The 12,792-nt window shown below is 40.7% G+C and carries 13 protein-coding genes; 5 read left to right on the forward strand and 8 right to left on the reverse strand.

Annotated elements, in window-relative coordinates; translation table 11 throughout:
- Positions 1–123: 123 nt before the first annotated feature.
- On the reverse strand, positions 124–822 hold the full coding sequence (locus OCI93_RS05140) for a hypothetical protein (RefSeq protein ID WP_261625914.1): 699 nt from the start codon (positions 820–822) through the stop codon (positions 124–126).
- 160 nt (positions 823–982) lie between these two features.
- On the opposite strand from OCI93_RS05140, the gene OCI93_RS05145 reads away from it, so the two are divergent.
- Entirely contained in the window at positions 983–1,474 is a 492-nt protein-coding gene (locus OCI93_RS05145) for a low molecular weight protein-tyrosine-phosphatase (RefSeq protein ID WP_261625915.1), read from the forward strand.
- Positions 1,475–1,604: 130 nt separating this feature from the next.
- On the opposite strand, the gene gltS is transcribed toward OCI93_RS05145, so the two are convergent.
- Positions 1,605–2,804: a sodium/glutamate symporter gene (gene gltS / locus OCI93_RS05150; protein ID WP_261591294.1), complete on the reverse strand. Its 1,200-nt coding sequence runs from the start codon at positions 2,802–2,804 to the stop codon at positions 1,605–1,607.
- 587 nt (positions 2,805–3,391) lie between these two features.
- Here gltS and OCI93_RS05155 point away from each other — a divergent pair.
- The 4 genes from OCI93_RS05155 (at position 3,392) to OCI93_RS05170 (ending at position 5,478) form a co-directional block, all read left to right on the forward strand.
- Positions 3,392–4,030, forward strand: a complete 639-nt coding sequence (locus OCI93_RS05155) for a 2OG-Fe(II) oxygenase (RefSeq protein WP_410007616.1) — start codon at positions 3,392–3,394, stop codon at positions 4,028–4,030.
- A gap of 91 nt (positions 4,031–4,121) precedes the next feature.
- Positions 4,122–4,478, forward strand: coding sequence for a hypothetical protein (locus tag OCI93_RS05160; RefSeq protein WP_261625916.1), 357 nt, complete (start codon positions 4,122–4,124; stop codon positions 4,476–4,478).
- A gap of 107 nt (positions 4,479–4,585) precedes the next feature.
- Positions 4,586–4,957 (forward strand): hypothetical protein, encoded by a 372-nt coding sequence (locus OCI93_RS05165; RefSeq protein WP_261591292.1) that lies wholly within the window; start codon positions 4,586–4,588, stop codon positions 4,955–4,957.
- A 26-nt stretch (positions 4,958–4,983) separates the two neighbouring features.
- Positions 4,984–5,478, forward strand: coding sequence for a GNAT family N-acetyltransferase (locus OCI93_RS05170; RefSeq protein ID WP_261591291.1), 495 nt, complete (start codon positions 4,984–4,986; stop codon positions 5,476–5,478).
- A 16-nt stretch (positions 5,479–5,494) separates the two neighbouring features.
- On the opposite strand, the gene OCI93_RS05175 is transcribed toward OCI93_RS05170, so the two are convergent.
- The 6 genes from OCI93_RS05175 to OCI93_RS05200 all read right to left on the reverse strand — a co-directional run bounded on the left by OCI93_RS05175 (position 5,495) and on the right by OCI93_RS05200 (position 12,770).
- Positions 5,495–6,832 carry a sensor histidine kinase gene (locus OCI93_RS05175; RefSeq protein ID WP_261625917.1) on the reverse strand — a complete coding sequence of 446 codons (1,338 nt, stop codon included), beginning with the start codon at positions 6,830–6,832 and terminating at the stop codon, positions 5,495–5,497.
- The gene (locus OCI93_RS05180; RefSeq protein ID WP_261625918.1) at positions 6,832–8,172 is read right to left on the reverse strand and encodes a sigma-54-dependent transcriptional regulator; all 1,341 of its coding nucleotides are present in this window, start codon (positions 8,170–8,172) and stop codon (positions 6,832–6,834) included. The genes OCI93_RS05175 and OCI93_RS05180 overlap by 1 nt, the downstream gene beginning before the upstream one ends.
- A 61-nt stretch (positions 8,173–8,233) precedes the next feature.
- The gene (locus OCI93_RS05185) at positions 8,234–9,439 is read right to left on the reverse strand and encodes an ABC transporter permease (protein WP_261591288.1); all 1,206 of its coding nucleotides are present in this window, start codon (positions 9,437–9,439) and stop codon (positions 8,234–8,236) included.
- 11 nt (positions 9,440–9,450) lie between these two features.
- Positions 9,451–10,764 (reverse strand): ABC transporter permease, encoded by a 1,314-nt coding sequence (locus OCI93_RS05190; RefSeq protein ID WP_261591287.1) that lies wholly within the window; start codon positions 10,762–10,764, stop codon positions 9,451–9,453.
- A gap of 2 nt (positions 10,765–10,766) precedes the next feature.
- Complete coding sequence (locus tag OCI93_RS05195; protein WP_261591286.1) at positions 10,767–11,471, reverse strand: ABC transporter ATP-binding protein; 705 nt, start codon at positions 11,469–11,471, stop codon at positions 10,767–10,769.
- A 42-nt stretch (positions 11,472–11,513) separates the two neighbouring features.
- Positions 11,514–12,770, reverse strand: a complete 1,257-nt coding sequence (locus OCI93_RS05200; RefSeq protein ID WP_261625919.1) for an efflux RND transporter periplasmic adaptor subunit — start codon at positions 12,768–12,770, stop codon at positions 11,514–11,516.
- Between the last annotated feature and the right edge of the window lie 22 nt (positions 12,771–12,792).

Here is a 12,792-nt window from a genome sequence, read left to right on the forward strand (position 1 = left end):
AAGTAGTCCTTGGTATCAAGCTTTGAGATACCATCCACATATTGTGATTTTAATAACGGGCCATTCAATACGGTCAAAATAAATGTACCTTAAACGATATACCTCGTGCAATAGTTCGTCTAGTTACTTTCTAGACAAGTTTTTATACAATGTTTTTGCTATCTGAGCCAAATTTACGGGAATAATCACAAACAAAGCAATGCCTTTATCAAAACCTGGGTTAACTTGGCAATAATATTGAACTTCTAACTTTGCGCTGGTTTTAAAAGCGATTAAGTCCTGTTGTGAATACTTACTTGCTCTATTAACCTCCACCAAACAACGTAACGAGTTAAACTGACTTAGTAAACCACCTGAATTGAAACGCTCAAATAATTGGGAGGGTGCTTGGTGAGTTAAGTGAGGCCAAATCACACCTGTTTTTTTAGCTATAGCACGATACATTGCAGGGCTGAGCATTGTATCGGCGTAATAATGCTTGCGCCAAGGCCGTGTTAGCCATGCTTTAATGCTTTGGCTTAGTGAGAACGCAAAGGTATTACCGCCTTGTCTAAACTTTGGCAAAAATGCAGCTGATGCTCTTATAACTGTGATATTTATTTCGTCACTAAAGGTCAGTAAACAATACCCCACCAGCTTGTCATTATCATAATACAGCCGCAATTTTCTTTGATGCGGCTTTGCACATTCAAAGTACTTGGCTAAATAGTCTTTTACATTAACATTAGCAAAGCTCGCTTGAATAACGCCACCCACTTGCTGCTTTTGCGCATCATTCAGCCACTGCTTGGTTTGCGTTAAATCTGTTGTTTTGAGGTGCATAAACTATTTCCTGTTATTTTTAGCACACTCTTGTGCAGCCATTACATTAGCCTTATCACTTTCCATTATAAATCCCACCAAAAGCACAGCATAAAAACCTTATATCTATACTATTTGAATGTGTTAACTTACCAAAAAACAAACTTAATTGGTAAAATTGATGACTAACACCCTACTAAACAATGATATAAAAAAAATACTAATAGTCTGTATGGGTAATATCTGCCGCTCACCTACAGCCGAAGCCGTGTTAAAGAAAAAGCTATTAGATGCTAGGGTTGATATTGAAGTCGATTCAGCTGGCACCATCGCTTATCATCAAGGAACCCCCCCTGATAAGCGTAGCATGGCTGCAGGTATTAAACGTGGTTATAATTTTAATGCCATGCAAGCTCGACAAGTCAAACCATTAGACTTTGAATATTTTGATTTGATTTTAGCAGCCGACAAAGCAAACTTAGCCGATTTAATGGCACTTTGCCCTGAGCAATATCAGCATAAAATACAACTTTTTTTAGCGTTCGGAAGTAGCGAATATACAGAGATCCCAGACCCATACTATGGTGAAGGAGATGGTTTTGAATTGGTACTTGACCTTATTGAAGAGGCATCGCAGGGGTTGGTTATTAGCTTAGACAAAAAAGCCCGTTAAGCTGCCTTTTAGGCAGTGCCATTCGGGCATTTTTTCTACGTTATCACCTGACTTACATAGAATATGTATACAGCGCAGACTCTACACCCGAACGACTGCTGTAAAAACACACAACAAAGATCAACACGCCTTAAAACGCCAGCGCAAACCGGATGATAAAGGCATTGGTTACATCAACAAAAAATGCCGACACCAAAGGTAGAATAATAAATGCAGTCGGTGCCGGACCATGTGCTTTTGTGACCGCAGTCATATTAGCAATTGCCGTGGGCGTGGCACCCAAAGCAAACCCACCGAAGCCAGCTCCCAATACGGCCGCCTGATAACTGCGACCCATTAGTGGAAACAGTACCAATAAAATAAAAACCACAGCGCCTATAGTCTGTAGTGTTAATAACACGAGCAAAGGACCCGCGAGGCTGGCAATAGTCCAAAGCTGCATACTCATCAGCGACATAGTTAAAAATAAACTAAGAGAAAAGTCAGAGATAATCGCTAATGAACGCGTTCGAGCAGGCCAAGGCATGTTCGGAAATATATGCGGCAACGTATTTGAAAGTATGATCCCCACTAACAAACAGGTTACAAAAAGAGGCAATTTAAAACCAACTTCGGTGATTATTTCGTTTGCTATCCAACCTAAAATAATACAAATATGCAGCACCAAAATGGCAGCCATAAAATTTAAGTGACTAAACCTCTGCAAGTCCACTTTTTCGTACTCCACACCCACCATCGGTGCTTCTACAGACTCTGCAGTTAACTTATGTTTGGAAATTAAAAATTTGGCGATAGGACCACCAATCAGACTCGCAATCACGAGTCCAAGTGTAGCTGCTGCAACACCAATTTCTAATGCTCCCTCAATACCCATAGCTTGAATATCTGGTGCCCAAGCAATTGCAGTACCATGACCACCTATCAGTGCCGCTGAGCCGGTTAAAACACCAACTTGTGATGGTAATCCAAGTGCCAGTGCGCCCGTAATACCAATCACATCCTGAATAACAATATAGGACAAGGTCAGCACTAACAGGATAATCAGGGGCTTCCCCCCTTTTTTGAGGTCACTAAATTTGGCATTAAGGCCAATCGCGGTGAAAAAGTAAACAAGTAAACGGTCGCGAGTAGATAAATCAAAATTCACCTCAATCTGCACAGTCATATAAACAAAATAGAACACCAGCGCTGCGAGCAACCCACCTGTTACTGGCTCTGGGATATTAAATTCTTGCAACAGTTTAAATTTTTTGGTTAATAAAAAGCCTACAAAAAAAACCAAAATACCTAGAGTGTATGAGGTAAAGCTATCTAACATGAAAGAGTGCATTTAAAGTGCTCCATTAAGACTAAAATCACATATTAATCAACATAATATATTGAATAAGTTAGCCATACGCCCGACGCTGAGAGTATCCAACAGTCATCAAAGCTAAATTCCTTTGGCTGCTCAAAAGAGTACTATATCTTTCACACTTTTTGTGTACTTCGTTTACTGTTATTTTGATCTGTTCGTTATTAGGTTGTGTTAATCTTTGAAATATGAATTTTGTTCAAATCAAAGTATCTAACCAAAAATTAGCTGACTACCCAAAGCCTCCCTCTTGATTCGCTGTTTGAAAGAGAATTAAGCTCGTTTACGCACGCTCATATCAATTTTATTAAAACAATGATCATTCTAGCGAGCTAAAGTTAACTATGTTTTGTACTTGAACATAATCCATGAACTTGACCACATTTTTGACCTTCAGACTTTTTACAAGATCAATATCACTGTTAATAACCATGCACTCCTTTTAAAGGTTCCTTTAATGTGTAATAGCGCGATAAAAATAAATTGCCTATTTATGATTGTTTTTCTCGCTCACAGGAAAGACCTGTGGTATCTATAGCGCCCCTTCTTTAAGAGTGACCCTATTGGCAACTCAAAGTAATTTATTCGAGCAAATCGCCCTTGACCTTCAAGTACATGGTTTAAGTATACAAAGTTTAGATTTAAACGAACCAGCACTATTAGCCCTCACTGAACGACTCACTATTTTATCGCCGCAAGACTTTCGTAAAGCCGGCATAGGCCGCCAAGAGGAACATAATAAAAATGAGTATATTCGACGTGATAAAATTCACTGGTTAGATAACAAAAACCCTCAAGAAGCATTGTTTTTGAGTTATATGCAAGACTTACAAAGCTACCTTAATCGCAAGCTATTTTTGGGGCTATTCAGTTACGAGTGTCACTTTGCACGCTATGAACCGGGCGCTTTTTACAAAAAACACTTAGATGCATTCAAAGGCGAAACTAATCGTGTTCTGTCAACGGTGTTATACCTCAACCCATTTTGGCAAAGCCAAGATGGCGGAGAGTTAGCAGTATATGACCCACATAACCCAGATAATATTTTACACATAGTAGCCCCCAGTTATGGTACGTTGGTGACATTTTTAAGTGATGAATTTCCTCACGAAGTACTGCGCGCTAAAAAAACACGACATTCAATTGCTGGCTGGTTTAGGGTTAATACCAGTGTGGGCGGCAATATTGACCCACCGCAATAACGCTTACACACTTAGGCTTTACACTTTTTTACTTTAACATACTGATAATAAAGTTATCCTATGCTTTCTAGCAATCAAAAAGGAACATGGATTGAAAACGCTTTTACTATGCAGCACTGTTGTTGCATTCTTATCAGGCTGTATTTTTGTGCCCAAAGAAGTCACATATTTTGATGAACAATGTCAAACCTTCTCCAAAAAAGCGGTATTAGACACACAAAACGCAATGCAACTACAAGAGTGTGATAGCCGCACTTGTGGTTTTATGCTCGCATCAGCAGGGCTAGTCAGTGCAGCCAGTGTTGTTGTATCGGGCAGTGTGGTCGTCATGAAAAATGTGGTTTACTGGCACGAAAACCAACGTGACTGTTACATTACTAAACCAGATGACGAGCCAGTTCAGGTTAAAGCAACTGCTAGTGATATAAGTGACATTGAGCGTCACTAATTTTAAGCAAAGTTGCTATCTATATAATAAATTTAGCTAATGTTTACCTGCTGCCAAGAAGCAAACATTATATCTAACTCGTTAGAGTACAATGCAAGGAGCACCTTATGAAAACAGCACTACTTTTTACACTTACTCTAGTATTAACATCTGGGTGTGTATTTGTACCAAAAGATGTCACTTATTTTGATGAAGAGTGCCAAATATATGCGCAAAAAACAGTGCTCGATATAGAAGCATTCAAAACAGCTAACAAATATAGCCGAAGCTGTCTTGACACATGCCCCGTATATAACGATTCAGACGCTTATTTTGGGTTTGCTAGTTTGTTTGTTGCAACAGCTGCGGTAGCCGCCAAAAATACACAGCATTGGAAAGAAAGAAATCAAAATTGCCAAAAATTAGTGCCAAAGAATACTCAACCCACCATGGAAGAAGGGCCAAAAAGTGATATTAGTGAGATAGAGCGTGTACACTAACACACTCCCTGATTTTGAGACATTGTATGATAACAGAAATAACCCGCGAAGATTTTGTATCCTTTTGGCCTACTTTTAAGGCTATTATAGTTTCACAAACAACCTATGCGTTTGATGCTAATATGTCGCTTGATGAAGCTTACCAACTGTGGTGTACAGCTCCTCTCAAAGCATTTGCTTATAAGTTAAATGGTCAAACGCTTGGCACCTATTATATAAAAGCAAATGCAATGGGACCGAGCAATCACATTTGTAATTGTGGCTACATGGTAAGTGAAGCCACAAGAGGCCAAGGCATTGCACAACAACTTTGCGAACACTCACAACAAGTTGCTAAATCACTTGGTTTTACAGCGATGCAGTTTAACAGTGTGGTCAGTACCAACGAAGGGGCTATTCGCCTGTGGCAACGACTTGGCTATAAGATAATAGGTACTATTCCTAATGCATACAAACATTCTAAGTTGGGGTATGTTGATAGTCACATTATGCATAAGCAGCTCATCGAGCCGTCTAGTTAATATACTCAATAACGTATTAACTAGCACTTGAAATGTTATTTGGTATGAACACTTTAACCAATAGTCCTGTTTTTGCCTGCTCTATATTGTGTAAGCTCAAGTAACCATGATGTGCTTCTACTATTTCTCTACACAAAGCTAACCCTAAACCACTACCTGACGACTTGGTTGAATAAAATGGTACTAGCGCATTAGCCATCACTTGCTCATTCATTCCTTGGCCTTCATCAGTAACACTTATCATCACACCTTGATCATGCGCTTCAATACGCAAACTAACCTTATCAGCGTCGCTTCCCGATTCATGGGCATTTTTCAGTAAATTTATAAGAAGTTGTTGGAGCTGCGTATTATCAGCAAAACATGGCTGGGCACACAATGTGATATCACTTTCAAACTGCCATTGCTGTGCCAATTCATCCACCAATTGATGCCAATCAATAATAGCTAATTTGGGCTGGGGCAACTTAGCGAACTTTCCGTAACCTTGCACAAACTCTGTTAAATGTTTAATGCGTTCTTCAATCGTTGAAAATACCCTAAGCAGTCTTGGCTCATCTAAGCCTTTCGTTAATATTTTGCCACTGTGTAACATCGATGACATAGGCCCCAGCGAGTTATTCAATTCATGGCTAATAATGCGAATCACTTTTTTCCAAACAATCACCTCTTGGCGATTTAATTCACGCGTAAGTTGCTTAAATATATATAGTTTATGACGTTGGTTATTCAGCAAAAACTGACCTGTCGCCAAGTGCCAAGTTTGCACTTCTTCTTGCTCATTAAGCATGTTAAACAAACCATCTTGTCCAGTGCTTATGGCTTGTTTAAGTTCTGCTGATGCTGGCTCTATTGCTTGCGCCAAATTCAGCCCTTCAAGGCGACTGGCTGATAACAATAAACTACGCGCACTTAAATTACTAAACACAACAACCTCACTGCTGTTAACAAGCAGTAACGCCTGAGGGGCACTCTCTAGCACCTTATCTAGCATTAATTCTCGCTGGTAAATCCATTGCTTTTCTTTACGCAGTTGTTCAGCTGTTTGATTATATAAAGCACATAGTTGACCAAGCTGATCATCGCTTTGATATGCAAGCTGATTAGAAAATTCTCTATCTTTAAAGTTTTGTAGGCCCAATTCTAATGCGTCTAATCCTTGCTTTACTGGCGCACAGACAAACGCCGCCAGCAACATCGTCAGTACCATGCTAAGTATCAAAATTATTATGGCTTGAGTCCAAGGTAGCTGGATATAAATGAGTACCGGTACGATACAAAGCATCACAACCAAGAGCATACTTAGCTGGATTTTATGAACTAAAGATAGGCTAAGCCTATTGTTATGTATCATTAATAATCTATCTCAAACTTTTGTAAACGTCGATAGAGCGCTTGACGAGTCATACCAAAATGTCGCGCAACTTTGGCTATAACACCTTGGTTATCATGCATTGCTTGCTGTAACTCTTGCTTACTTGGCTCACGTTTGCTTTGTACACTTTTTGTAGTCGTTATTACTGCATCATAATTTAATGCAAAATCATGCTCATCTAACGCCCCATCAGGTGTGAGCACAGCCGCCCTCTTACAGGCGTTTTCTAGCTCTCGCACATTACCAGGCCAGCTGTAGCCACTCAGTGCTTGCTCAGCGCGATGAGTTAACGGTCGGTTTGGTAAAAAATGCTTTATTAATGGCAGTATATCATCTGGTCGCTCACACAGTGGTGGTAACTGCAATTCAATCACGTTCAGCCGATAGTATAAATCTTCTCTAAATTGGCCACTGCGTATATCTTGAAGTAGGTTGGCATTGGTGGCCGAAATCACCCTTACAGTCACTTTGCGCGTTTGCACCGAACCTAAGCGTTCAAATTCACCTGTTTGCAACACTCTAAGTAGTTTCATTTGTCCCGACAAAGGTAAGTTACCAATTTCATCTAAAAACAAAGTACCACCGTCTGCGGCTTCAAAACGTCCTATGCGCTGTTTATTTGCGCCAGTATACGCACCTGCTTCTGCACCAAACAACTCAGCCTCAATCAGCTCTTGTGGTAAGGCACCTGCATTCACTTTAATAAAAGGCTTGTCTTTTAAAAAAGAGTTCGCTTGAATAATTTCCGCAATACGCTCTTTACCACTGCCATTTGGGCCGGTAATGAGTACCGATACGTCAGACTTAGCCAACTGTAAAGCCATATCAACAATGCGCTCCATTGCCGTGCTGCCGTACACTAACCCTGCCAAATTAGCCTGTGCTTTAGGCGCTGCACGCTCATGTTGTTGGCGCTCAAATAGCGCATTACTTGCTTTGGATTTACCTAACTCAACTAAATTGCCAATACTCGTTAACAGTTTTTGGTCATCCCAAGGTTTACCAATGTAATCAACCGCTCCGGCCTTAACAAGCTCTATCGCGGTTTCAAGTTCTGTCCAAGCGGTAATTAAAATAACCGGAAGATGGGGGTTAATTTCTCGAAGTTTATAAAACAGCGCCTTACCCTCATCTCCAGAGGTCGTGTCACTTGAAAAGTTCATATCTTGGAGCACTAAAGCGATACGCTGATATTGCACGATTTGCTGTGCTTCAAATGCATTTTGAGCCGTGACCACACTATAATCGTGTATCTCAAGCAGTAAAGACAACGCCTCTAAAATTGAGGGGTTATCATCAACTATCAGTATTTTTTCCATATTATTCTTATACTTCAATGTGCTACACTGCGCCAGTGTAGCACACCTATTTACCTATCGTTTAGATGGTTCTCGTAGCAATGCTAGGTGAAATATTTGCCGCACGTTTTGCAGGGCCAATCACAGCCAATAAACTAATCACGAGTACCGATACTGCCGTTGTAATTATAAAAGGCAGAGGTAATTGAGCCAGCGAATAATGCTTCATTAACTGTTGCGCCATTAACACTGCCAATACCGAACCTGTCACTAGCCCAAAGGTCGAAATGACACTATTTTCGATTAAAAAATATCGAACAATATCCGATTTACGTGCGCCCAAAGCTCTGCGTGTACCAATCTGCTTTGTTCGCTTGTTAATATTAAACAACGTCAAACCAAATATACCCAGCGCTGTTATCAATACTAATACCACTATCATTACCATCAACATTCGCATAGTGAGTTTGTCGGGTGATACATATTCAGCTTTTAAATCCTCAAAACCGCGAATGTTTTCGACCACCCGCTGCCTGTTTGAAGACAACATATGTTGTTCAACTTGCTGCATCACTTGTGCTCTTTCTCCTGGCTGAGTGCGAACAATAAACTGCGTCAGTTTGTCAGCCATTACAAAAGGAACGATGACTGACCAATCTCGTCTATCTAACTTTAGCCACGGTCCTTTCATTACGTCCGTAATACCGATAATTTTTACCGGGTTATCTCCACGATAAATCGTATTACCTAATGCATCACCATCAGGAAATAACTCTTCAGACAAGGCTTGTGTGATAATTCCAACAGTAGGGTATTGCGCATAATCATTCGACACCACCACTTCTGAGTCTGTAAAGTTACGCCCCTCAACAAGTTGCACACCAACTGAGTTTAAAAAATGAGAGTCGGCTTCAAAAATACTGGCATTAAGACCCTTACTTTTTTGTCCTGTTGGCTGCAAACGATATGTGCTAGACGACCCACCGCCACTTAAAGGAACTGCGTTAACAATCACCGCATCAATCACACCAGGGATCTCACGTAATGTGGACTCATCTAGCTCAGCTTGGCGCATGTAATTCACATCATTCCCAAAGTGCATCATTTGAAACGTAAAAATGTCTTTTTCAACAAAGCCTGTTGCTTGGTTTAAATAAGTCATTTTTTCACTAATGATAAACGCCGAATTACTCACAACGGCTGTAGTAATTGCAATTTGCAACAATAATAAAATGGCGCCCACTTTAGAGCGACGCAATGCATTTAAAATTGGTTTTAGCTCAGACATAATTACTATCCTTATTGGCTTTTTAAATAAATTGCGGGAGCGGTTTTACAAACAATCCAAGCCGGATATAGCCCCGCAATAATACACGCGACCATTGCGATAGCTGGGGCTGCAAACAACATTGTAACGTCCATACTTGCTAAAGCGTCATAGGCACCATGGCTGGCTCTTACACCCCATAACCCTAGTTGTGCTAATATAATACCCAATACGCCGCCTAGTAACCCCAACAGAGTTACCTCAACCAAATGCTGATAAAACACCTGTCGTTTAGATGCACCTAATGCCCTACGTACTCCCACCTCTGGCGCTCGACGTAAAAACTTCGCCAACAGTATGCTTAAAATATTTGCAATACACACAGCCAAAAACATAAAGCTCAGCGCCACCATAATCTGATTGTCATGCTTTACTACGCCCCGGTAATCCATAAGCTCCATCACATTAAACAAGTTGTAAGTAAGCTGCTCCCGATTAAAGCGCCCTAACGTTTGCTGTTGCTGCATATAGCTCATTAAATACTGACCAAACTCTTCCTTCTCTTGTGCATTTTCGAGCTGCACCCAAAACTGCCACCAAAGGTTTTCTGATGCCAATAGCTCTTTAAAGGTATTATCTGGTTCATGTTTCCAACCGTTAGTATTGCCCGCGGTTGTTATTTCATATGCAGCACCCATGGTAAATGGCATAAAAATATTTTCAGGGTCATTAAAGGAGCCATTATTGGGGTCGTAATACTTCACAGGCGTATGCCAATCTTCTATCACACCAACAACTTGTACATAAATATCATCTAGATAAAAGCTCTGCCCAACCGAGTTTACGCCTTTAAATAACCTCTCGTTGATACTCTTAGAGATCACCACCACTGGCGCAATATCATCTTGCTGTTGCTGCGTCCATGTACCGCCATAGATAAACTGCAGGTCAAACATTTGAAATATATCTTTAGAAGATAAACGCACCTCTTGAACAAATGGCTTGAACTGCGCAGAGTTTAAATGTACTGAAAACCCCGCTTTATACATCGCTGAACGCAAATAAGGAAAATTACCGTTTTGTAAGTTAATGGCATCTTGGTATGTCACCTGAAATGGCACGTCATCCTTTGACCAATAACCTTCTCCATCATCCATAGTTTGCAACTGCACATGGTGCAGGCGTTCGCTTTTATTAGGGATAGGGTCTTTTGTCATCATATGATAGATAGACAAACTGGTCATGGTGACCCCTATTCCAATGGCAATCGCAAACACCATTAATGCACTCACCATGGGAGTGCGTTTAAAGCTTCGCCAACTCAAATCCACATAATGTAAAAACATAATTACGCTCCCACTGCAACTGCTGGGTTGCCTTGGTACAAGGTAAAGTCAGCCAATTGACCATCCACCACTTGAATGTTTCTTGGTGCTCTACGAGCAAGCTCTGGATCATGCGTTACCATCACAATAGTTGCGCCATCGCGGTTTATTTGTTCAAGCAACTCCATCACCTGACGCGCCATTAAACTGTCTAAATTGCCTGTAGGTTCATCGGCAAGCAAAAACCTTGGTTCACCAGCCAATGCCCTTGCTATTGCAACCCGTTGTTGCTGGCCACCTGAGAGTTGTTGCGGTAAGTGTTTAGCACGGCTAGCCAAACCAACTTGCTCTAAACGCTCCATCACTCTGCGTTTACGCTCAGTCGCTTTAATACCACGATAGCGCAGCGGTACTTCAATGTTTTCAAAAAGATTAAGGTCAGGAATAAGATTAAACCCCTGAAAAATAAAGCCTATTTTTTGATTCCTTAAATCAGCACGTTGATTATCATTGAGGCTTCCTACATCTACGCCGTCTAGCAAGTATTGTCCGTTAGTAAATGTCTCTAGCATGCCCGCTATATTTAAAAACGTGGTTTTTCCAGAGCCGGAAGGGCCTGTCACTGCAATAAACTCACCTTCTTCCACTTGTAAATTAAAGTCACGTAAAGCGTGCGTTTGCACCATATCGGTTTGATAAACTTTATTGATATTGTTCATTGTTAACATGATAATTTTCCTGCTATTAATTCTGTTCGATATATGTTGCGCTTAGCGTAAAGTAACTTGCTCAGCTTGTTTAAATGCTTGATAATTTGAAATAATTATTTGGTCACCGGCTTGCAAGCCAGCTAAAATCTCTACCCCATTAATACTGATAGCCCCTGTTGAGATATTAATTTTGCTTGCATTTTCGCCATCAACTTTATAGGCAAAATTGCCGCCAGATTGCATAAATGTACCTCGCTTGACCATCAACACATTTTGCTTGTTTTCCAATAAAACACGTGCTGACAAACGCTGATTTTGACGTATACCTGTCAGCCCACTTTGGTCAAATCTAACCCGTGTTGTCACTTCTCTTTGATTTACTTCAGGTGAGATAGAAGAAAGCTCCCCCATCACTTCTTGGTTGCCAATTTTTAATGCTACCTGCATACCTAATCCAAGCTCGTTGGCATAACTTTCAGGGACCTGTATTTGCGCTTCATACGCGCTTAAGTCGACCAAAGTCATCAATGCTTGATTTTGTGACACGAGTGCTTGAGGCTGCACCAATAAATTGCCAACGATGCCTGACACACTTGCCTTGATATGTAAGTTATTGACTTTACGATTGAGTTCATCCACGACTAACTGTTGACGTGCAACTGTGCTCTGCACTGACTTCAGTTCAAATGCCAAAGTATCTTTGGCAAGTTCAACCTCTTGTTGTGCATGCTTATATTCTAATTTTGCTTTGGCTAGATCATCAACCGCTTTTTCTAGGTCAATCTGGCTGATTAGGCTCTTTTGAATTGATAACTGCGCACGACGATTTTCTCTTTCAGCGGCGCTTAATTCAACTTGTGCCATATCCAATGACTTATTTAAGCTCAAAGTTTGACGACGAGCTTCTAACTTCCTTCGTTCTAACTCACCCAATAACCTTTGTAACTCAGAGTTCTGCTGCTTTAGCTCATTTTGCAATTCAGGACTCGTTACTTGTGCAACATTTTGCCCTTGAGCTACTTTATCACCCGCTTTAACCAACAAATTAATTACGCCTTGCTCAGGGCTATATACCTGCGGCGCATTAGCCGCAACAATGCGACCCGTCGCAGAAATATCTCGTACGAGATCGCCATTAACAACCGTCGCAAATTTAAGGTCTTCTTTTGCTACTGATAAGCTCGATTTTGATGCAGATATAAACGCATTCGCTGACATCATGCCACCAGCTACAACCGCAGCAAAAATAATGAGTGGTTTAATCGTTGAACGTTTCGCCACAACTGCTTTATCTTGACCACTTGTATCTTTAATCATAAATGTCCCTTATTAGAATGTT

Origin of the sequence: Pseudoalteromonas holothuriae (genome assembly GCF_945859825.1) — a bacterium.
In the GTDB taxonomy this organism is placed as follows: domain Bacteria; phylum Pseudomonadota; class Gammaproteobacteria; order Enterobacterales; family Alteromonadaceae; genus Pseudoalteromonas; species Pseudoalteromonas holothuriae.

Excerpts from the sequence above, each read along its gene's own strand:
- OCI93_RS05165 (WP_261591292.1), top strand. The coding sequence starts at position 4,586 with ATGAAAACAGCACTACTTTTTACACTTACTCTAGTATTAACATCTGGG.
- OCI93_RS05200 (WP_261625919.1), bottom strand. The coding sequence starts at position 12,770 with ATGATTAAAGATACAAGTGGTCAAGATAAAGCAGTTGTGGCGAAACGT.
- OCI93_RS05190 (WP_261591287.1), bottom strand. The coding sequence starts at position 10,764 with ATGTTTTTACATTATGTGGATTTGAGTTGGCGAAGCTTTAAACGCACT.
- OCI93_RS05180 (WP_261625918.1), bottom strand. The coding sequence starts at position 8,172 with ATGGAAAAAATACTGATAGTTGATGATAACCCCTCAATTTTAGAGGCG.
- OCI93_RS05145 (WP_261625915.1), top strand. The coding sequence starts at position 983 with ATGACTAACACCCTACTAAACAATGATATAAAAAAAATACTAATAGTC.
- OCI93_RS05185 (WP_261591288.1), bottom strand. The coding sequence starts at position 9,439 with ATGTCTGAGCTAAAACCAATTTTAAATGCATTGCGTCGCTCTAAAGTG.
- gltS (WP_261591294.1), bottom strand. The coding sequence starts at position 2,804 with ATGCACTCTTTCATGTTAGATAGCTTTACCTCATACACTCTAGGTATT.
- OCI93_RS05175 (WP_261625917.1), bottom strand. The coding sequence starts at position 6,832 with ATGATACATAACAATAGGCTTAGCCTATCTTTAGTTCATAAAATCCAG.
- OCI93_RS05170 (WP_261591291.1), top strand. The coding sequence starts at position 4,984 with ATGATAACAGAAATAACCCGCGAAGATTTTGTATCCTTTTGGCCTACT.
- OCI93_RS05140 (WP_261625914.1), bottom strand. The coding sequence starts at position 822 with ATGCACCTCAAAACAACAGATTTAACGCAAACCAAGCAGTGGCTGAAT.
- OCI93_RS05195 (WP_261591286.1), bottom strand. The coding sequence starts at position 11,471 with ATGTTAACAATGAACAATATCAATAAAGTTTATCAAACCGATATGGTG.